Origin of the sequence: Anaerosporobacter sp., assembly GCF_031551385.1 — a bacterium.
Lineage (GTDB): Bacteria > Bacillota > Clostridia > Lachnospirales > Lachnospiraceae > Anaerosporobacter.
In genome coordinates, this window is sequence record NZ_JAVBNS010000032.1 from 58,245 (window position 1) to 79,199 (window position 20,955).

18 protein-coding genes are annotated in these 20,955 nt (G+C 34.7%); 16 read left to right on the forward strand and 2 right to left on the reverse strand.

Features of this window, described 5'->3' with window-relative positions; genetic code table 11:
- Positions 1-108: 108 nt before the first annotated feature.
- The 4 genes from RMR19_RS04030 to RMR19_RS04045 all read left to right on the forward strand — a co-directional run bounded on the left by RMR19_RS04030 (position 109) and on the right by RMR19_RS04045 (position 6,238).
- Entirely contained in the window at positions 109-1,461 is a 1,353-nt protein-coding gene (locus RMR19_RS04030; RefSeq protein WP_310602211.1) for an extracellular solute-binding protein, read from the forward strand.
- 146 nt (positions 1,462-1,607) lie between these two features.
- Positions 1,608-2,984 carry a carbohydrate ABC transporter permease gene (locus tag RMR19_RS04035; RefSeq protein WP_310602212.1) on the forward strand — a complete coding sequence of 459 codons (1,377 nt, stop codon included), beginning with the start codon at positions 1,608-1,610 and terminating at the stop codon, positions 2,982-2,984.
- Entirely contained in the window at positions 2,984-3,847 is an 864-nt protein-coding gene (locus RMR19_RS04040) for a sugar ABC transporter permease (protein ID WP_310602213.1), read from the forward strand. Before RMR19_RS04035 ends, RMR19_RS04040 begins: the two co-directional genes overlap by 1 nt.
- A 591-nt stretch (positions 3,848-4,438) precedes the next feature.
- The gene (locus RMR19_RS04045; protein ID WP_310602214.1) at positions 4,439-6,238 is read left to right on the forward strand and encodes an alpha-amylase family glycosyl hydrolase; all 1,800 of its coding nucleotides are present in this window, start codon (positions 4,439-4,441) and stop codon (positions 6,236-6,238) included.
- 141 nt (positions 6,239-6,379) lie between these two features.
- Here the strand turns inward: RMR19_RS04045 and RMR19_RS04050 are convergent, their stop codons facing one another.
- The gene (locus RMR19_RS04050; RefSeq protein ID WP_310602215.1) at positions 6,380-6,610 is read right to left on the reverse strand and encodes a YaaL family protein; all 231 of its coding nucleotides are present in this window, start codon (positions 6,608-6,610) and stop codon (positions 6,380-6,382) included.
- A gap of 158 nt (positions 6,611-6,768) precedes the next feature.
- On the opposite strand from RMR19_RS04050, the gene RMR19_RS04055 reads away from it, so the two are divergent.
- The 12 genes from RMR19_RS04055 to RMR19_RS04110 all read left to right on the forward strand — a co-directional run bounded on the left by RMR19_RS04055 (position 6,769) and on the right by RMR19_RS04110 (position 18,749).
- Complete coding sequence (locus RMR19_RS04055) at positions 6,769-7,044, forward strand: pro-sigmaK processing inhibitor BofA family protein (RefSeq protein WP_310602216.1); 276 nt, start codon at positions 6,769-6,771, stop codon at positions 7,042-7,044.
- A 236-nt stretch (positions 7,045-7,280) separates the two neighbouring features.
- Positions 7,281-7,772 (forward strand): prepilin peptidase, encoded by a 492-nt coding sequence (locus RMR19_RS04060; protein ID WP_310602236.1) that lies wholly within the window; start codon positions 7,281-7,283, stop codon positions 7,770-7,772.
- Between the two features lie 7 nt (positions 7,773-7,779).
- Complete coding sequence (locus RMR19_RS04065; RefSeq protein WP_310602217.1) at positions 7,780-8,757, forward strand: hypothetical protein; 978 nt, start codon at positions 7,780-7,782, stop codon at positions 8,755-8,757.
- Between the two features lie 96 nt (positions 8,758-8,853).
- A complete protein-coding gene (locus tag RMR19_RS04070; RefSeq protein ID WP_310602218.1) occupies positions 8,854-10,143 on the forward strand; it encodes a CpaF family protein in 1,290 nt (429 codons plus the stop codon).
- Positions 10,144-10,153: 10 nt separating this feature from the next.
- A complete protein-coding gene (locus RMR19_RS04075; RefSeq protein ID WP_310602219.1) occupies positions 10,154-10,915 on the forward strand; it encodes a type II secretion system F family protein in 762 nt (253 codons plus the stop codon).
- Between the two features lie 67 nt (positions 10,916-10,982).
- Positions 10,983-12,470 (forward strand): immunoglobulin-like domain-containing protein, encoded by a 1,488-nt coding sequence (locus RMR19_RS04080; RefSeq protein WP_310602220.1) that lies wholly within the window; start codon positions 10,983-10,985, stop codon positions 12,468-12,470.
- Between the two features lie 18 nt (positions 12,471-12,488).
- Positions 12,489-12,671, forward strand: coding sequence for a Flp1 family type IVb pilin (locus RMR19_RS04085; protein WP_310602221.1), 183 nt, complete (start codon positions 12,489-12,491; stop codon positions 12,669-12,671).
- The gene (locus tag RMR19_RS04090; RefSeq protein WP_310602222.1) at positions 12,628-15,135 is read left to right on the forward strand and encodes a DUF5702 domain-containing protein; all 2,508 of its coding nucleotides are present in this window, start codon (positions 12,628-12,630) and stop codon (positions 15,133-15,135) included. The genes RMR19_RS04085 and RMR19_RS04090 overlap by 44 nt, the downstream gene beginning before the upstream one ends.
- Before the next feature lie 282 nt (positions 15,136-15,417).
- On the forward strand, positions 15,418-16,305 hold the full coding sequence (locus RMR19_RS04095) for a TadE/TadG family type IV pilus assembly protein (protein WP_310602223.1): 888 nt from the start codon (positions 15,418-15,420) through the stop codon (positions 16,303-16,305).
- 11 nt (positions 16,306-16,316) lie between these two features.
- Positions 16,317-16,742 carry a prepilin peptidase gene (locus RMR19_RS04100; RefSeq protein ID WP_310602224.1) on the forward strand — a complete coding sequence of 142 codons (426 nt, stop codon included), beginning with the start codon at positions 16,317-16,319 and terminating at the stop codon, positions 16,740-16,742.
- Entirely contained in the window at positions 16,735-17,346 is a 612-nt protein-coding gene (locus tag RMR19_RS04105) for a TadE family protein (RefSeq protein WP_310602225.1), read from the forward strand. The genes RMR19_RS04100 and RMR19_RS04105 overlap by 8 nt, the downstream gene beginning before the upstream one ends.
- Positions 17,346-18,749: a DUF6382 domain-containing protein gene (locus tag RMR19_RS04110; protein WP_310602226.1), complete on the forward strand. Its 1,404-nt coding sequence runs from the start codon at positions 17,346-17,348 to the stop codon at positions 18,747-18,749. The genes RMR19_RS04105 and RMR19_RS04110 overlap by 1 nt, the downstream gene beginning before the upstream one ends.
- Positions 18,750-18,866: 117 nt before the next feature.
- On the opposite strand, the gene RMR19_RS04115 is transcribed toward RMR19_RS04110, so the two are convergent.
- Positions 18,867-20,870: an ATP-dependent helicase gene (locus RMR19_RS04115; protein WP_310602227.1), complete on the reverse strand. Its 2,004-nt coding sequence runs from the start codon at positions 20,868-20,870 to the stop codon at positions 18,867-18,869.
- Between the last annotated feature and the right edge of the window lie 85 nt (positions 20,871-20,955).

The window sequence follows — 20,955 nt, forward strand, 5'->3', positions numbered from 1 at the left end:
GAAACTGTTTTTTCTGGGAGTCATGTAATAGGGAAGAGTTAGGCTTTTCTATTACAGCATAAATCATTAGCCAATAAGGTTAGAAAAAAGGAGAAAGAGGTAGAAATTATGAGAAAAGGGAAAAAACTTATCGCTTTAGCATTAACTACTGTATTAGCATTATCATGCTTAACTGCTTGTGGAAAAAACGACAACAAAAACAACAAAAAAGCAGATACAGAAGTAACAACTGAGAATGCAGCAAAAACTGATGATACAAAAACAGAAGATGCTACAACAACACCAGATGAGGCAACAACATCTGATGAAACAGTTACACTAGGCGACGCAACATTAAAAGTATGGGGCCCTCAAGAACAACAAGAAACAATTCAAGCAATGTGTGAAGACTTTAAAGCTCTTTACCCAAATGATAATATCCAAATCGAATTTGGTGTAGTTTCTGAAGCAGATGCTAAGAGTGAAGTATTAAAAGATCCTTCAGTAGCAGCAGATGTATTTACATTCGCTTCTGACCAAATTGCTGAATTAGTTCAAGCTGGTGCATTATTCCCAGTAGCTATGAATGCAGATGTAGTAACAGCTAACAATACAGAATCTTCAATTGATGCTTGTACTGTTGATGGACAATTATATGCATACCCATCATCTTCTGATACATATTTCATGTACTATGACAAGAGCAAATACTCTGATGAAGACGTAAAATCTCTTGATGCTATGTTAGCAAAAGATTTAGGTAGTGGAGTAACAAACTTCTCTTATGATATCGACAACGGTTGGTATTTATCAGCATTCTTCTTTGGCGCTGGATGTACATTATTCGGAGCAGACGGAACAGATGCTACATTATGTGATTTCAACAACGATAGAGGTTTATTAGTTGGTGAATACTTAATGAATCTTGCTAAAAACGCAAAATTTGCTAACCATGATGACGGTTTATTATTAGCAGCTTTTGAAGCTGGTACACTTGGTGCAACAGTAAATGGTACTTGGAATGCTGATGCAATCAAAACTTCTTTAGGTGATAACTTCGGTACAGCTCCACTTCCAACTATTACATTGTCAAACGGTGAAGTAGTTCAATTAGGTGGTATGGCTAACTTTAAATTATATGGTGTTAACTCTCAAACAGCTAACCCAACAGCAGCAATGGCATTAGCAGAATACTTAACAAGCGAAACTTGTCAAAAAACTCGTTTTGAAAAATACAGCTACGGTCCAACAAATGCAAACTTAGCAAACGACACAGCAGCAATGTCTTCTAACCAAGCATTAGCAGCAATGTCAGCACAAGCTCAATATGCAACTGTTCAAACTTCAATTCCTCAATGTGGAAACTACTGGTCACCAGCTGAAGCATTTGGTACAGGATTAATGGATGGATCTATTACAGCAGATAATTTACAATCAAAATTAGATGACTTCGTTAACAATATTCTTGCTACATTAAACTAAATACCCAAGTGATGAGGGGTTTTAAGTAATTAAGTTTTATAAACTATTCTAAATCAAGTATCCGTTGCATGGATAGCGGATGCTTGATTGGAATAAAGAATCTATTAGCATAGCATATTTTATCAAGAGATAAGGGAGGCAAAATTGTGAACAAGAATAACAAAATTAAGTCTGATAATGTTTTTAAGTTCATTGGCCGCGCGTTTAAGGAAGGCGATGTCTTCACTAAACTATCGTTTTTTATAATGGGATTATCAAACCTTGTTAGAGGTCAAATTATCAAAGGTTTAATTTTTCTTTCAATGGAACTTGGATTTATATTTTACATGGTTATGGCAGGTGTAACTGCTTTAGCAGGACTTCAAAATCTTGGAACAAAGACACAAGAACAAGTAATCTTAGCAAAACCACCATATGTACAGATTATTTCTGGTGATAATTCTATGTTAATCTTACTGTATGGAGTTGTTGCAATATTTCTCTTAGTAGCGTTTTTTGTTGCATGGAAAGCAAATGTAAAAGCAGCATATGAGGCACAAAAAATAAAAGAAAAAGGTGAAAAATTACCTACTTTTATTGATGATATCAAAGCTCATTTTGATGCGAAGCTACATAAAACGTTATTATTCTTCCCAATGATGGGAGTATTACTATTTACAATATTACCGTTAGTATTCATGATTTTAATTGCATTCACCAACTTTGACAATACACATCAACCTCCAGGAAATCTATTTACTTGGGTTGGGCTTGCAAACTTTAAAACCGTATTATTCTCAGGTCAAACAATTTCTAAAACATTCTGGCCAGTACTTGGCTGGACACTTATATGGGCAGTTTTTGCTACAGGACTTAACTATGTGTTTGGAATGATGTTAGCAATGCTCATTAACCGTAAAGGTGTTAAATTTAAAGGGTTGTGGAGAACTATTTTCGTATTATCTATTGCAGTACCACAATTCGTATCATTACTAATTATGAAAAATATGCTTGCAGATCAAGGCCCAATTAATGGTATGCTACAAAGTGCAGGTTTAATATCATCATATATTCCGTTTTTATCGCAGGCAGCATGGGCGAGAGTTACTGTTATTGTCGTTAATATATGGATTGGTGTTCCATATTCGATGTTAATTACAACTGGTGTACTTATGAATATTCCAGAAGATATCTATGAATCTGCGAAGATTGATGGTGCAACACCAATTGTTATGTTTGTAAAAATTACATTACCATATGTATTATTTGTTACAGGTCCATACCTAATTCAACAATTTATAGGTAACATCAATAACTTCAATGTTATATTCCTGCTATCAGGAGGTGGACCATCGTCGCTGGATTATTACCAAGCGGGTAAGACAGACTTACTTGTTACATGGTTGTATAAGCTGACAGTTAACCGTAAGGATTACTCGTTCGCAGCAACAATTGGTATCTTGGTATTTGTTCTATCTGCAACACTTTCACTTATTGCATACAGAAGAACATCAGCTTATAAGAGTGAGGAGGATTTCCAATAATGAGTAAAAAAACCAGATCAATGTCACAAGCTAAAAAGTTGGCTAATTTTTCCTCGTATCTTGTCCTCATCGTTTTATCGGTAATTTGGTTAATCCCAATTGTTTGGGTTGTATTAACTTCATTCCGTGCTGAGTCAGGTACGTATACACCGTATTTTATTCCAAAAGGATTTACGCTTAATAATTACAAGCGATTGTTCACAGAGACAAATCAATTTTACTTTGCAAAATGGTTTGCAAATACATTTATTGTAGCGGTTTTCTCTTGTGCAATCTCAACATTTTATGTATTAGCAACTTCTTATGTAATGTCAAGACTTCGATTTAAGATGAGAAAACCATACATGAATATTGCATTAATTCTTGGTATGTTCCCAGGATTTATGTCAATGATCGCTGTATATTATATCTTAAAAGGTATCGGCTTAACACAATCACTTGTAGCATTAGTTCTTGTTTATTCAGGTGGTGCAGGTCTTGGATTCTATGTTGCAAAAGGTTTCTTTGATACCGTTCCAAAAGCAATTGATGAAGCGGCTTGGATTGATGGAGCAACAAAATGGCAGGTATTTACGAAATTAACAATACCTCTTTCTAAATCGATTATTGTTTATACAGTATTAACTAGTTTTATGGGACCTTGGTTAGACTACATCTTCGTAAGTGTTATCATGGGTGATAATTATGATAAATATACCGTTGCTCTTGGTTTGTTCAAGATGTTAGAGAGAGAGTTTATCAGCCAATGGTTTACAAGATATGCAGCTGGTTCGGTTCTTGTATCCATTCCTATTGCAGCATTGTTTATCTGTATGCAAAAGTATTATGTGGAAGGTGCGACTGGCGGTTCAGTTAAGGGTTAAAATTATTGAAGTACTTGTGTATGATTAAGTGGTGTAATGCAAAACTTGGGAGTTTTATCGAGCGTGTTTGCTGCCGTACTCTAGCACAAAACACGCTACACACCTAAGAACTTCTAAGTGTGTATGGGAACGATGTTAGTATGTTGCGGAAACGTCCTCGATTCGGCATCCTGCCTCAGCTCGGACTGGCTCGGCGTCTATGCCTCGCCTTCCTAGGTTGTTGAGGTACACACTAAGAGGTTCTAAGGTGTTTCGCTATCGTTTTTTAGCTAGAGTACGGTAGCAAACACGCAAGGATAGGTTGTGAAGTTTTGCATGGCTAGGTTGTTGATACACAAGTACGGCAAGGCTTTTGATTTAGAAGTAGTATCAGTTAGGTAAGAGTGTTTCGTGTTGTTGATACATAAGTACAGCAAGGATTTGGAATGAATAAAGGTTGTTGAGAATTTTGGCAGAGATTATTCGCAACCTTTTAGCATTCAAATTTAATAGAGTAAGTGGCTTTGAGGCTGGCGGGAAGATGGAAGTCTTTTTGCTGGCTTTTATGCTATGAAAGTTTTTTTAAGAATATAAAAAGAAATGGGGCAAGATATGAACAATAAAAAGAGAATTTCAATTGTGCTTATAATCTGTATGTTAGTATGCTGTAGTTGCTCCTCAACGTCTAGCAAGAATACGGCGGATGGTAATAGTGTAGATACAAACAGTGTGCAGGATAATAAAACTGCTAGTAACGGTTCAGATGCAAAAGATGATGCGGGATTGGAAGTAAATCAAAACGATGCTTCAGAAAATACAGCAGAGGATTCTTTAGATGTAAACAACTATGTTGAGTATATCTACAACCAAGAGCTTAATGTAATTGATGACATTTACCGTACGTATTATGAAGTTTTTCTTTATTCTTACTATGACAGTAACGGTGATGGAATTGGTGATATTAATGGGTTGATTTCGAAGTTGGATTATCTGAATGATGGGGATGATTCGACGGATACGGATCTTGGTATTAATGGGATTTGGTTAATGCCGATGATGCCTTCGACTACGTATCATAAGTATGATGTGATTGATTATTATGGTATTGATTCGGAGTATGGATCGTTAGAGGATTTTAAGAATTTAATTGCAGAGTGTGATAAGCGTGGTATTAAGGTTATTATTGACTTTGTTATTAATCATACTTCTACGCAGAATGAGTGGTTTAAATCTGCGGTTAAGAGCTTAGGTATTGAGCCATGTGGACAGAAAACTTGTAACGTGGAAGGGCTTTGTAGAGAACATAATCCGTATTGTGGTTACTATAATTTTGCTGAGGGAAAACCAGCAAGTGGTAAGTATTACTCTACGGGACAGGGTGATTGGTATTATGAGGGCGTTTTCTGGGATCAGATGCCAGACTTAAATCTTGCGGATGCGAATTTAAGGACAGAACTTGAAACGATTATGAAGTATTGGTTAGACATGGGCGTAGGTGGATTCCGTCTTGATGCAGCGAAAGAATTCTATTCTGGGAATACGGAAAAGAACGTTGAGATATTAAAGTGGGTTACGGATTATGTGAAGGGATTAAACCCAGATAATTATCTAGTAGCAGAAGTTTGGGATTCATTTGGAACGATGTCTCAATACTATGCAAGTGGAATTGATAGCTTGTTTAACTTCCCATTTGCACAAGAACAAGGAAAAATTGTTACAACACTAAACTACACAGGAGATAATAATTCTGGTAGCAGTTTTGGTAGAGCGATGGTTACAGTACAGGATAAATTCCGTTCTTTTAATGAAAATATGATTGATGCTTCATTTTTCTCAAATCACGATACAGCAAGAGCAGCAGGATATTTTAATTATAAAATTGATAAGATAAAGATGGCAGCAGGAATGAATCTTATGATGGCAGGCAATAGCTTTATCTATTATGGAGAAGAGCTGGGAATGAGTGGTAGTGGACGTGATGAAAACAAGCGTGCACCTATGTATTGGTCAACAACAGATGTAACAGGAATGACAGCTGGACCGAAAGAAATGGAGACAGTAACACATAATTTTGGTACTTATGAAGACCAAGTGGATGACCCGATGTCACTCTATAATTATTATAAACGTGCAGTTCGTCTTAGAAATGAAAACCCTGAAATTGCACGAGGAACAACACAGGTAATTGATGCTCTTAATCAAGGAGATATCGCTGCAATTACAAGAACTTATGGAGATAGCAGTGTTGCGATTTTATATAATGTTTCAGAAGAAGCAGCAAATGTATCATTAAAGGATTCTGGACTAAACACAGAAGGAATTCGAGGATATTTATCTACAGATGGAGCAGCGGTTACGCTTGAAGGAGATATAGTGAATATGCCTCCTTATTCGATAGTTGTATTGAAGTAATAACTAAAGTCGTTATTCTTGAGACAAAACAGTCTCTTTGAATAAAATATGTATGCTAAGAAAGCGCCTCAGACTCTTGTCCGAGGCGTTTTCGAATGTGTGTGATTATTTCGAACGATGTTCTTTTAAGTTATAATTTATTTATATAATTTGCTCTGTCATCTCGTTGTCTGATAATTGCTTTGCTTGCTTTAGCAAATACTTGTACCTCTTTTGTACTGCATTTACTTCATAGATGTAGCAATCTATCAAATCAGGATCAACAACATTCTCAAAATTAGAATAGGCAGCTTCTAATGCTAATTTTGCTTTACTAAGCTCAAGACGCAGAAGTTCTTCTTCTTTACGTCTCAATTTTGATTTCTTTTTCAATTCTTACACCTACCTTTAAATGACATCATAATTGAGTAAATTACTACTCTATATATTATAGTATCAAAGTTGTAATTTTATACTAATTATTTGAATAAATTTGGAAAAAGATAATATATTTAAGTAGAAGGACTTGTTTGGGAATGTTGGAGGTAGGTATGGAGAAATTAACATACATAATTATTATAGGAATTGGTTTAGCAATTATACTATTAGCAATTTTTTTTAAAAAGACAGAGTGGCTAGCTAACTTTGTATTTCGAGGTTTGTTAGGAGTTATTTTACTATATTGTATCAATAGCGTGTTGGTAAACTTCGGAGTAAAGCAAGTACCAGGAATAAATGAAATTAATATAGCCTCTATCGGCTTATTAGGTATGCCAGGAATATTTATGTTATATGCAATTATGGTTTATTATAATGTGAGGGGATAGGGAGAAAGATAGAATAAATACGTTCCAATATAAAATTCAGTGCTAGGCTAATTTGGGAAATATTTGAATTGGTGTCGATGCAAAGATATCTTTTTTGCAAAGTTTAAATAAATTAAAAAAATTTACAAAAAACGGTTGACAAAATATGAAATAGAAGGTAATATATGGAATGTAGATAACACATAGGGAACTCGTGTGGAGGTGATTTATAAATCATAGAATCTACAATTCTAATTATTCTTTTAGTAATTGCAACAATGTCTGATTTCAAGGCATATCGAATTTCAAACAAACTTATTCTAAGTGGTTTGAGTATCCGTTTTTTCTTTTTATTCCTTAAAGGGTCTTATTTATCCATGTTACAGTGTTTGTGTGTGTTTATTTTTGTTTGTATTATGTTTTTGCCAATCTATTATATCCGTGCTATTGGTGCAGGGGACGGAAAAGTATTTGCTTTAATTTGCTGTTTTGTAGGAATAAAGCAAGGGGTACAGATTATTGTCCTAGCATTTATAATAGCGGGCATTTTTTCTATCATTAAATTAGTTCACCATAAAATCTTTTTTATTCAATTGCAATCTCTTGCAGAATATATTACTCAATCATGTTATTCAAAAAAAGTAGTTCCCTATAAAGGTATGTTGGCAAATCAAAAAAATGTGATTCATTTTTCATTGCCTATTTTATTAAGTACAATTTTAGTAATTGGAGGTGCGTTATATTATTAAATGCTTTGTGATTCTGGATAAGGACGTCGCCTATGCAACCGCATTATCTAGCTATATTAGAGCAAATAAGAAAGAAATAGATGAGATACAAGTATTTACCGATGTTCAGAAGTTTCTTGCTTATGTTCGAACAAACAGAGTAAATATTGCTATTATAGGGCAATCCGTAGCTTCTGTAGTAAATGAAGAGCTCGCTAAGGCAGATATTCCGATACTTGAACTCGCAGAAGAGAAAGACGATGCTGATAGAGAGGGAAGTATTTATAAATATCAATCTGCAAAAAATATTCTTGATTATATGGATAAAAGATTACTGACTAATACTCATAGTCCACTGCAAAAAGAAAAAGAGAAAAAGGATAATCAAATTATAAGTATATTGTCACCTACAGGTTCTGTTAGTACGGCAGTTATTGCATTAACAATCGCAAGATATATGAGCAAAGAAGAAAAGATATTATATATAAACCTCAATCCATGCTGCTGTTTAGAAAAAATCCTATGGGAAGAAGAGCAAAAGGGACTAAGTGATATCCTGTATTACTATCGCCAAGGAGCAAAACAGGTTTTGAGTGCAAGCCAAGCTTTTCGGATGTTAGGAGATATCATATATATTCCGCAGGTGGATCACTATCTAGACTTACACACAATGGAGATAGTGGATATGGACTGTATAATTGAAGAGGCGAGGGAGGAATTTTCTTGCACAAAGGCAATTATTTGTATGAAACAGATTTCAGCAATGGAAGAGGGGCTATTAAGAAAATCAGATGCGATTTATATAGAACAAGCAACGATAGAGCGTCATAATACGCAGAATCAGATGTTGTTGGATATGCTTATGGCAAGAGGAATTATTAGCAAAGAGGAGGTCAAGGAACTACCATTTATCGATACGAATCAATTTGACTATAAGGATTTTCATGAGATTATATTTAAAGACAATCAATTGGATATGTACATAGAAACGTTAATAAATAATTAGGGTTGTGGATAACTGCTTAGAAATTGTAGGAATGTGTGTATAGATTGGTGCTGACAACCCAACGTGTACAGGCTATGAGAAAGGCATGGTTATTAAATGAAAAAAAGTGAAGTTGATGAAGGAAACAATCTATCAGAAATAAGGAGGGAAGTAAAGCAGAATATTATCAACAGGATTACATCTCAGAGAGAGTTAGAAGATGAGCAGTTAGTAAAACTTATTGATAGTGAGATACTAAGTTTTAGTGAGAATACATTTATTACGATTGAGCAGAAGATAACGTTGCGAAAAGAGCTGTTTAACTCTTTGCGAAAGCTAGATGTATTACAAGAATTAGTAGAGGACAGTACAATTACAGAAATTATGATTAATGGTGCAAAGAATATATTTATCGAGAGAATGGGAGTGATAACGCGATGGGAACAAGAATTTGAATCTGACAATCGCCTTCAAGATGTAATTCAAACAATTGTTTCGGGAACAAATCGTATCGTTAATGAATCATCGCCAATTGTTGATGCTAGACTGCAAGATGGCTCAAGAGTAAATGTAGTATTACCACCAATTGCATTAGATGGGCCAATTCTTACCATTCGTAAATTCCCTGATAAGCCGATTACAATGGAAGAGCTAATTGGGTTTGGAGCGTTAACAAAGGAGGTGGCACAGTTTCTTCAGATATTAGTAGAAGCCAAATATAATATATTCATATCGGGAGGGACGGGTTCTGGAAAGACAACATTTTTGAATGCATTATCAAATTACATACCAGAAGATGAGAGAATTATAACAATAGAGGATTCGGCAGAGTTACAAATTCGAGGAGTAGCGAATATTGTACGATTGGAATGTAGGAATGCAAATGTGGAGGGAAAAAACGAAATTACGATTCGTGACTTAATTAAATCCAGTTTGAGAATGCGTCCAGACAGAATTGTTGTAGGCGAGATACGTGATTCGGCGGCAATTGATCTATTAGCAGCATATAATACAGGGCATGATGGAAGTCTGTCAACAGGACATGCAAACTCGGTGAAAGATATGCTTAATCGACTGGAAGTGCTTGTTTTGCAAGGTGTAGATATGCCGGTGCAAGCAATTCGAAAGCAAATTAGTTCTGCAATAGATATTATTGTTCATCTTGGAAGACTACGAGATAAGTCAAGAAAGGTTCTTGAGATAAGTGAAATACTAGAGGTATCGGAAGGTGAAATTGTGATAAATTCGTTATATCAATTTAGGCTGGATGAAGATATAGAAGTGGAGAAGTCGCAAAGAGAGCTTGGAAAATTAGAAAGGACAAACAGTCCACTTATCAATATAGAAAAGTTGCAACGAGCTGGTCTACAAATTTTTGGACAAGAGGTTGAGGTAGCAAGGAGTTGATAATGATACAATGAAAGAGAAGCAATGGAGCTTAATTGATTATAGTATCTATGCTATGGACAAGGAGGAGAAGGTGAAATGCTCTGTTCAAGGGCTGTTAATACTAAGTATTGTTCTGTGGATTTTTTACCAGAGTATAATAATGATTGCAATAGGAAGTCCGCTTGTATGTATTTATGTAAGGCAGTGTTGTGAAAAAAGATGTAGAGAGAGAAAATGGGAGTTAACACTGCAATTCCGTGAGGGAGTTCAAGCATTGGTAGCAGCACTAAGTATTGGTTATTCGGTTGAGAATGCATTTATACAGGCGATAAAAGATCTTAAACTATTATACAAAGAAGAGGCTATGATTATCAAAGAGTTTGAGTATATCGTGTATCAAATACAGATGAATGTGCCTGTTGAGCATGCGGTAGGAGAGTTTGCAAAGCGGAGTACGATTGATGATATTAAGAGCTTGTCCGAAGTGTTTGCAATAGCAAAAAGGACCGGTGGGGATTTGATTAAGATTTTGCGTTCTACAAGTAGAATGATAGGGGATAAAGTTGAGGTGACAAGAGAAGTTGTTACGATGATGTCCGCTAAAAAATTCGAGGCGAATATTATGGGAATTATACCAATCGGAATGATTATATATATGAAAATCTCTTCGCCAAACTTTTTGAATCCCTTATATCATAATATAGCAGGAGGATTAGTAATGACCGTTTCTTTAATTCTATATAGCATAAGTTTTTGGTTAATGAATCATATTCTAGCCATTGAGATTTAAGTGGTTATGAGAGTAATAAGAAGGAGGTCTGTCTATTCTAATAATAAATATTAGTGTTATCGTAAGTTTGTTGCTGTTTATACTAGCGACCTCAAGATATCAAAAAGAAGAGATTCGTAAAACAGCCGAGGAAATACAAGATAGTGAGAGAACGCTATTTTGTCTGTATCCATCTAGTTTATTTATAATACATAATATATGTCGCCTTAAGATAGGAGAAAAATTCTATCAAAAAGTATATACATCGATACAGTGTATTCATGCAAGGGAAGATGCGAAGAAAAAAACAAATCTATACCTATGTAAGCAAATATCTATTATTTTATTCTTAACAATCTGCATAACTATTCTATCTATTCTTATTGGTTTATCAAAGACAAGTCAAATACAACATTCCTATTATGTGAAAAGACCATACTATGGCGAGGAAGAAACAAAAGTTGCGCTTAATATTGATATGGATAATATAAAAAAAGAAGTAGAGATTAAATTGCAAGAGAGACATTATACAAAAGAAGAAAACATTGAACATATTATGATGCAAGCTATGCAATATCTTGATGAAATGGTTATAGGAGAGAATGATTCCTATGAACATGTTACGAAGCAATTATCTTTAATTAGAAAGATTCCTGATTTGCAAGTTATGGTTTCATGGGATTTTGATAAGAAAGGAATTGTAAGTAGTGACGGTAAAATTACAATTAGTGAGGAGGCAACAGAAGGAGAAGTAATTACAATGACAGCAACTCTAAGTTACTATGATACAAAGAAGTTGTATCCAATTAATATTGTGATTTTCCCAGAAGAGAAGACGAAGGAAGAGAGACTTCTCTTGCAGTTGGAAGAGGAAATCTATAATAGGCAAGTAAAAAACCCAGAAAGTGAATATCTTGAGCTTCCGAATGCAATTGATAATCAGAGACTAACGTATTCTGAATATCAAAGGAAAGATGACTATATATTGAATCTACTTGGAGTTGTAGCAGTGATATGTATTGGTGTAAGTGGCTATTCGCAGATGAAGAAAGAAAAGAAAAAAAGAGAGATGCAGATGCTTCTTGATTATCCAGAGGTTATTAATAAACTGGTATTACTTGTGGGAGCAGGTATGACAATTAAGAATGCATGGGGCAAGATGTCATTAGAATACGAGGCGAGGTGTAAGAAAGAATTAAAAGAAGGAAATGGGAAGAAAAGAAATTTGAGTAAAACGAGAGCTGTGCAAAAACGTTATGTATATGAAGAGATGATGATTGCATATAGCGAAATTCAAAATGGAATTGCAGAAACAGAGGCATATGATCGCTTTGGGAGAAGAATACAGTTAATTCCGTATATGAAATTAAGTTCATTGCTTGTACAAAATGTAAAAAAAGGTACAGCTGATTTATTACAACTACTAGAATACGAGGCAATACAAGCATTTGAGGAAAGAAAAGAGGTGGCAAAACGGCTTGGGGAAGAAGCTGGAACGAAATTATTAGGGCCTATGGTTTTGATGTTACTTATTGTGTTGATGGTTATTATGCTACCTGCGTTTATGCAGATGTAAAAGGACGGTGAAGAAACTTTGAAGAAAGAGATACAGAACATAGTAAAGGGATTTATAAAGGAAGAAGATGGTCTTGGAATTGTTGAACTAGTGTTAATCATTATTATATTAATTGCGTTAGTTGTTTTGTTCAAAGGGGAGGTTGAAAAATTTATCAGTGAATTATTCAAGAAAGCAACGGGAAAAACTAATACACTATAGTAAGCAGGCAAGTATAACAGTATATCTAACATTGATATTACTACTTGTAGTATCCATCCTATGTACGATGTTGGAATCAGCTAGAATTTATGGAGCAAAAGGCATTGGGAGATCCGCTTTGACCATGGGTGTTGATTCCGTATATTCTCTCTACCAACGAGAACTATATGATACGTACCGATTGTTTGGCTACAATTTAAGTGATAGAGCAGACAAGACAATAGAAGAGCAAATCATAGAGAGTATAAAAACATACATGGAAGATGAACTTCAAGGAATAAAGCTTGATTCTATGCGTATAGATAATGTCGCTATGCTTACGGATTATAATGGGGAGTTGTTTTTGAATGAGGTACTGTCCTTTATGAAATATAGTGCTCCAGAAGAAATTATTAAGTCGGTTTTAGAACGATGGAAGCTGTATGAATCTTCAGAGGATACATCGGAGGTAATGAAGAAGAAGCTGGAGACACAGGAATCATTGGGAGAGCTGAGTAAGGACATGCTAAAACTGATGACTCAGGTAGAAGGAATTAATACGGACGGAGATGGAATTTGTGTCACAAAAGGGGGAAGTATAGAGGTTAAGAATATATTTGCAAAGAGAATTATTGCAAAAACGGCATCTAGAGATACTGTTGGAATTAATAAAGAAATCGTATATAGCTCTTTAGCAAGTAAATATTATAACATTGCATCTGTGATAGAAAATGATATTAAATGCAGTGATAAGGTGATAGCGTGTAATGAAGCAATAGAAGAGTTACAAAAAGAAAAGAATCGTCTTGAGGAAAAGAAAAGCTTAGAGGGCCAAGAAATCGCTCAAGAAAATTTGGAATCAGAAGAAGTGTCTACGGAAGAATTAGAGAAATCAATTTCTCATGTGTCACAGCAAATTCAAGAGGAGGAGATGACGAGGGATAAGTATGTAGCTGATTTGAAAAAATCTAAAGAATATAGGGATGAAGTGATAATTACTACAAGCAAGAAGATAGAGGACTCCTTGATTACGATTGCAAAAATAGAAGATAAAAGTAAAGAAATTTCGCAAGATATTAATTCCTATGAAAAAATATTGGAAGGAAAAAGAGAGGTATTAAATGAGGACACATATAAGGAATTTGAGGAAGAGCTTGTAGAGATGAAAGAATATGTAGGAATGCAGGAAAATAGTAATTCCTTGTCTGCTTCAAGTGCAATAGCTATGCGACCTATATTAATAAAAAACAAAGACATCTTAGAGGTTGTTTACTCGACTAATATCTATTCGATTAATAGTGAGTCAGAAGTGATGAAAGAGTGGAAGAGAAGACTGCAATCTTGTAAGAATGTATTAACAGGGTATCAGGTATCAAATCTTAAATTTGACTATTCAACTCTTGTAATTAAGGCAGATGTAGAGAGTCCTGTTAATCACATATGGAGTCTGTTTACGGAGGGGATTTTAAGTCTTGTTATGGAAGATAGTAATGCAATCTCACAAGGAAGCTTGGAGATGGAGAATCTGCCATCTGTAATAGGAAGTATTCAAACGAATGGAAAGGAAAAGGATTGCGAAAGTATATTAGAGAGCTGCAAAGACAATCAGTATAGTTCGGATATTACGAATATGTTCGTGGTAGACAATAGCACAATTAACGATTTGGTAGAACGATTGCTGTTAAATCAATACCAAATGGATTTTTTTAAGGAATACACACAACAAGAAAAAGAGAGCTTGCAGAATAACAAGGAGAGCAAAGAAAATGAGAATAACGAAGACGAGAGTAACGAAAATAATAGTAAGAAGAATGCAGAATTACAGTATGAACTTGAATATATTATATCAGGGCATAAGACGGATAAAGAAAATCTAAGTAGTGTAGCAACAAAGATTGTGTTGATACGGACTTTAATGAATTTTGTATATGTCTATACCGATAAGGGGATGAATGCATCTGCTTATGCGACGGCAACAGCACTAGTAGGTTTTTCCTGTTTAATGCCATTGATAAAGTTAGTTAAGGCAGTTATCTTGCTTGTTTGGGCGATGGCAGAAGCACTTGTAGATACCTATGCATTACTAGAGGGGCGATATGTACCTTTTATTAAGTCAAAGGAAACATTTAAAGTTAGCTATAATCATTTAATAACAATGAGCAAAGATAAGATTGCTCAGTTGGCAAGTAAGTATTCAAAGGATAATGGAGGAATAGAAACATTTGCATATGGTGATTACCTACGTCTGTTTTTAATACTAAATGGAACTAAGAAAAACTGTTATCGTTCTATGGATATGATACAGATGAATATGCAGAAGGTGTTAGGTTTAAGATTCTGTTTATCCGATTGCCTTTTTGGAATGGAAGTATTGGCATATATGAAATTGCCAGAACAATTTATAACATTTCCATTTATGAAGCGGGTATTAGGAGAAACGGAAGGGTATTATTCATTTGAAATAAAAAATATAGATGCTTATTAATCAATAAAACTAAAAAATTCTATTATAAAAGGAGGTAGATAAGGGTATAGAGGGATGTTCTTTCTTCTAGTTCTTCTAATTTTTATCTATTTTGACTAGTCATCTAGTCCCCACTTCTAAATTCAAAATATTCATTACATTTAACCAATTCTATATTAAGAACCATACGCTAGAAATCCCTATCTAGCAAAATAAAGGAAACTCTCTTCAAGCAAATTCCAGTGAGATATGGTTGATAATCACATTTTAGAAGAAAGAACATCCCTCTATACCTTTTGTTATATGAAGAATAAATTATTAAGAGCATCTATAACAGTTGAAGCTGCATTGGTGCTACCGATTTTTATATTCGCAATGTATGTATTTATATTTTTGATGCAAGTGTTATATGTACAAGAAGAAATACAGCAAGGACTATTACAGACAGCAAGATATTGTGAAAAGATAGGATATGTGCATGATTATATAATTAATTATGATGTAGATACAGAAAACTCTGTAGAAGTAAATAGTAGTTTGGAAAAACAAAGTAAAAAAGACGATACGAATCGTTCAACAACAAATATGCAAGAAGTGGCAACATATTTAATTACAAGTGGATTAATGCAAGGAAAGTTTGCAGAAGAAGTAGAGCGAGAGGTAATTAACCACTCGTGCATTGTAGGTGGGATGCAAGGATTGAATTTCTTGCTATCATCTTATGATATAGAGAATAACATAGCAGAGATTACCTTGCAGTATAAGATACATCTACCAATTGGTTTAGTAATTATAGATGATTTTTTGGTTACGCAAAAAGCCAAGGTTAGAGTATTCGTTGGATTACGATGTGTGGGTGAAGAGGAAGAGACAAGCGATGATGATTGTGTGTATATTACGGAAACCGGAACGGTATATCATGAAAGCAAAGATTGCACCCATCTTGTACTATCGATAAGCAAAATTGCGCAGAGTACTCTGGATGCACAAAGAAATTCATTTGGAGCTAAGTATTATGTGTGTGAAATATGTAAACCAGATAGCAAAAAACAAGAGTATTATTATATTACAAAACAAGGAAACCGTTATCACTGTAATGCAAATTGTAGTGGATTAAAGAGAACGATAAATGTAATTAAGCGGTCAGAAGTTGGTAATCGACGAGCATGTACACGATGTGGAAAACAGTAAGGGGGGATAGTATGGAAGTAATGATAAAGTTAATACTTACTTGTTTATTAGGAGGAATCGCAGTTATGGACTGTAAGAGAAAGCAAGTATCAAATTTGTTATTAGGGGTGGCAGCGGGAATAGTGATTATTAATTATATACTATACCGACCGATAGCAATAGTATCGTTAATAGGTGGCATATTAGTGGGAGTTGCATTAGTAGGTGTTAGCTATATTACGAGACAAAAGATAGGTATTGGAGATGGCTTACTAGTTATAATACTTGGTGCGTATCTTGGGTTTGAAAGAGTTGGAATTTTACTATTATATGCACTGACATTAAGTGCGATATGGTCGGGATTGCTATTAGTGATAAAGAAAGTAAAAAAGGATTATGTAATAGCATTCGTGCCGTTTATATTTATTGGGTATCTAGGGGTATGGATTCATGGTTAGAATGCGGTGTAGCATAGAACGTAGAGGTGTAGTTTTTTGCAAGGGAAGTATGACTGTGGAGATGTCCATGATATTTCCAATTGTAATGTATGTTATCTTTTCGATTATATATGCAGGAATGTATCTACATGATTCGCTTGCGATACACCAAGCAATTGATGAAATAGTGCTTGAATGTAATATAGCAGCAAAATATCCAATAGAATCAGGAGGAGAGCATATTAGTTATGCTCATATTAATGATAGAGGAATATTCTTCTTTATTGCTAGTGACTATTCGCTTGAGAATGGGCTATATACGCAACGTTTATTAGATAAATTAAAAAGTCGATTGCTAATAACGACAGTTGACCAACCTAAAGTTACGATAACCTGTACAACAGTATCCGCTAGTATAGAGTGTGCAGTGAACATTCCATTTGCCTCTGTTCGTATATTACTAGGGGAAGAAAGACTGAACTATTCTCAGCGTGCAAAGGTAGATGTATTCTCGCCAAGTGAATTTGTAAGGAAGCTTACTGTGTTATCCGACTTGGTAGAAGGAAGCGAGATGGGAGAGCAATGCATAAAGAGATTAAGAGACATTATTAAGGGAGTGGAGTAATGGAGCTGAAGGCAGAATATAAAAGAGAGACATATCGAAACTATGTTATAGTAGAGAATCAAAAGGAGAACGGTGAAAAGGATAGTATTCAGGAAGAGCGGTATGAGATAAGAATGCTTCGTCATAATAAGATACCTTATCTGCTAGATATTCAGACAAGTGCTTTAAACGAAGTTATAAAATATGCCTATGATATAACGGGTAAGCAAGTCGTATCGGATTGGATGGAAAGAAGAACGTTGAACTATAAAGATTGCGAGCAGTTGTATCGTTCTATGTTTAATGCAATAGACATTTGTGCGGAATATTTATTAGATGAGAAGAATCTAGTGTTTTCACCGGAGTTCATCTATTTTGAATTGGGAAGTAATAAGTATAGCTTTTTATATTACATATATTATGGTGAAGATATTCTTGGACAGATGAATAGGATGTCTGAGGCATTAATGGATGCTGTGGATTATGAAGAGGAAAGAGCAGTATTATTGGTGTATGCCATGTATCATGAGAGTAGAAAAAAGGAGGCGTCTATTGATACACTTCGAGCTGTATTTTATGAGAAGACGACAGCAAATCCTTCGAATAAAGAAAAGGAAGATACCGTTGAATTAACAAGAAAGCAGTTAGTTCCAAGACCTATTATGGAGGTTCGGCAGGAAGATGAGAAATTGGTAAGTAAGTATTCTATGCAAAGCTACTTTGTAGTTGGAGCAACGGCAGTCGTTATGCTGATTGTAATTATATATTCCGTTATTCAAGGGTTGGAATTAAAGAAATTAGCAGCAGTTGTTCTGATTATGGCATCGCTAACAGCATATATTAGCAGTAAGATGTTCGCGAAGGAGAGAAAGATAGAGAAGTTAGTACCAGTGGTAGAATATATTAAGCAACCTGAAATCGGAGGGGAATACTATCAGGAAAATCCTTTAGAAAAGAAAGTTACAATAGAGATAGAGGACTATCAGAAAGAAGAATTCGATGATAAGAGGGATCGTACCGAGGATTTATATGAATGTACGCAGTTACTTTCTATCTTAACAGAGTGCAGTAGTGTAGAAGTTGATGAAGAGGTATATAATGCGTCAAATAGAAAAGCAACCGCATTAACTTATGCTTTAATTCCGAAAGAGAATACATATAAGAAATTAAGAATACAAGAGTTTCCTTTCTATATTGGTAAAATGACAGAAGGAATGGATGCTGTTATTGAGGAATCAACAATCAGCCGTATCCATGCAAAGATAACGCAGGAAGAGAAGGAATTCTACATTACGGATATGGGATCGACAAATGGTACGTTTGTTAATGAGGAAAATATTCAACCTCATTCGAAGATGTTAATAAAGACAGGAGATGTATTGCGTTTTGCGAGTATATCCTATGTATTTGAACTATGGAATTAGAGATAAAATAGTCACTGAAAATTATGTTACTTTAAAGTAGATATAATTTTCAGTGACTATTTTGATTTATAGAAATTTTCTTCAAAAGTAAAATACTTTTAGTAAAGAAGGGTTTTATTAATCCTCAATAACTTTAATCAAATGATTCCCAATACAGAAATTAAGATCAAGTACACGCTCTTTATGAAGTTTATCAAAGTAGATAATTAGCTTTCCGTCCGTATTCTTAATAATAGTTCCTTTGCCGTAAGACTTATGTTCAATACGTGCCTGCTCTTTTAAATCAGCACAATCAACAAGCAGTTCACCAACAAAACGAGAGACAGAGAGTTGCTTGTTATAGCGTTCCTTAACCGAATAGATGTGAAGATATTGTTTGGCACGAGTCATGGCAACGTAAAACATACGTCGTTCCTCTTCGACATCAGCATCAGAGAGTGCTTTATTATGAGGGGTAATTCCTTCATTGGCATCTAGGATGAACACAGTAGTATATTCAAGCCCTTTTGAACTATGCATAGTTGATAAGTTAACGCTATTGTAGTTTACCTGTTTGCGGTCACGAAGTTGCTCTTGTAGTTCTGCTGAATATGTGGCAATGTGATGAAACCATTCGTCATAGGTTGCAAATGGTTTTGCGGCTTCTTGAAGTTCGTCTAGTACATCAAGAAGTTCTTCAACTTTAATTCTGCGAAATGTAGCATAGTCTTGAAGATATTCTTCGTAAGCAATTGCTTTTCGAATATAGTTAATTGCAGCATAGGGATTCATCTTTTGTAACATAGTCAAGTCATATTCAAGTTTAAGAATACGGTCTAGCATCCATTCTTTATCACTGAAAGTACCTTTTAGGTATTCTAAGTCAACAGTAGGAGAATCGAAGATGTCTCTTGCTAAATAACGTTTTGGTCTGTTTGCAATCTGTAAGAAAAGATTGCGTTCTCGACTACCTAGTGCAATTTTAATGTAAGCAATCAGATTTTTTGCAATCCAATGTTCATAGATATTAGGAAGAGCATCCTTCATTCGAAAAGGAATATTGAACTCCATCAGTTTGTTGACGAGGGCACGAGGCCCAGTACTCGTGCGGAATAAGACAGCCATTTCGTTGTAAGGGATACCTTGTTCGTGATAGTGACGTATGGCAGTAATTATTTCGGTGTTTTCCTCAACAAGATCGTTAAATGTTTTAATCATAGGTTCAGGCCCGGAACTTCGATTAGCATCAATAGCCTTTGGGAATCTATTTTTGTTATTCTTAATAACACGACCAGCGTATTTTACGATATTTGATGAAGAACGATAATTTATATTCAGAAGTACTTGTTCAGCACTTGGATAGTCTTTTTGGAAATTCAACATAATCTCAGGTTTAGCACCACGAAAACGGTAAATGGATTGATCATCATCACCAACAATGAATAAATTGTTTTCGGGTAAACTGAGAAGCTTAATAATCTCATATTGAACACGGTTGATATCTTGAAACTCATCGATTAGGACATACTCAAATTTCTTTTGCCATAGAGCAAGAATATCAGGACGTTCTTTTAAAAGTTCGTAGCAAAAGACTAACATGTCATCAAAATCAATTAAATTTTCGTTACGTAATTTATTCTCATATGCGGTAAAGATTTTCTTAAAGATATCTTCGGAACAGTTAATGGAATAGTAATGCTCAAGAGAGAGCATGTCACCTTTAACAAGACTAATTTCATTTGAGATACTTGCAATAAATTCTTTCTCGTCGTCAATTTCAATATTCAGATGTGCAATAATAGAGCGGAAAAAGGAAAGACGAGCTTCTTCAGAGATAATATTAGCAGAAGAGTAGTTATATGCGTATTTTAATATAGTGAAGAAGATGGAATGAAATGTGCCAAAACAAACAGGAGCGTGTACTTGATTCATAAGATGTTGAAAACGTTGTTTCATTTCTGTGGCAGCAGCTTTTGTGAATGTAATAACTAGAATGTTAAGAGGATTGATGCCACATTCTTCAATTAGATATTTGGTTCGGTGCGTAATAACAGCAGTTTTTCCTGAACCAGGTCCAGCAAGAACAAGCATAGGACCATTTTTATGTTGAATTGCTTTTAGTTGAGAAGCATTAAACTTCATAAGTAATATAAGTCCTTTCTAATTCGGAATAATACAATGTTATTATTTTAGAATAGTGATGCCAATTTGAACGTTGCTCAAATTG

Bases quoted from the DNA above. Each gene is read 5' to 3' on its own strand.
- RMR19_RS04030 (WP_310602211.1), top strand. From the start codon at position 109: ATGAGAAAAGGGAAAAAACTTATCGCTTTAGCATTAACTACTGTATTA.
- RMR19_RS04040 (WP_310602213.1), top strand. From the start codon at position 2,984: ATGAGTAAAAAAACCAGATCAATGTCACAAGCTAAAAAGTTGGCTAAT.
- RMR19_RS04045 (WP_310602214.1), top strand. From the start codon at position 4,439: ATGAACAATAAAAAGAGAATTTCAATTGTGCTTATAATCTGTATGTTA.
- RMR19_RS04055 (WP_310602216.1), top strand. From the start codon at position 6,769: ATGGAGAAATTAACATACATAATTATTATAGGAATTGGTTTAGCAATT.
- RMR19_RS04070 (WP_310602218.1), top strand. From the start codon at position 8,854: ATGAAAAAAAGTGAAGTTGATGAAGGAAACAATCTATCAGAAATAAGG.
- RMR19_RS04075 (WP_310602219.1), top strand. From the start codon at position 10,154: ATGAAAGAGAAGCAATGGAGCTTAATTGATTATAGTATCTATGCTATG.
- RMR19_RS04095 (WP_310602223.1), top strand. From the start codon at position 15,418: ATGAAGAATAAATTATTAAGAGCATCTATAACAGTTGAAGCTGCATTG.
- RMR19_RS04100 (WP_310602224.1), top strand. From the start codon at position 16,317: ATGGAAGTAATGATAAAGTTAATACTTACTTGTTTATTAGGAGGAATC.
- RMR19_RS04105 (WP_310602225.1), top strand. From the start codon at position 16,735: ATGGTTAGAATGCGGTGTAGCATAGAACGTAGAGGTGTAGTTTTTTGC.
- RMR19_RS04110 (WP_310602226.1), top strand. From the start codon at position 17,346: ATGGAGCTGAAGGCAGAATATAAAAGAGAGACATATCGAAACTATGTT.
- RMR19_RS04115 (WP_310602227.1), bottom strand. From the start codon at position 20,870: ATGAAGTTTAATGCTTCTCAACTAAAAGCAATTCAACATAAAAATGGT.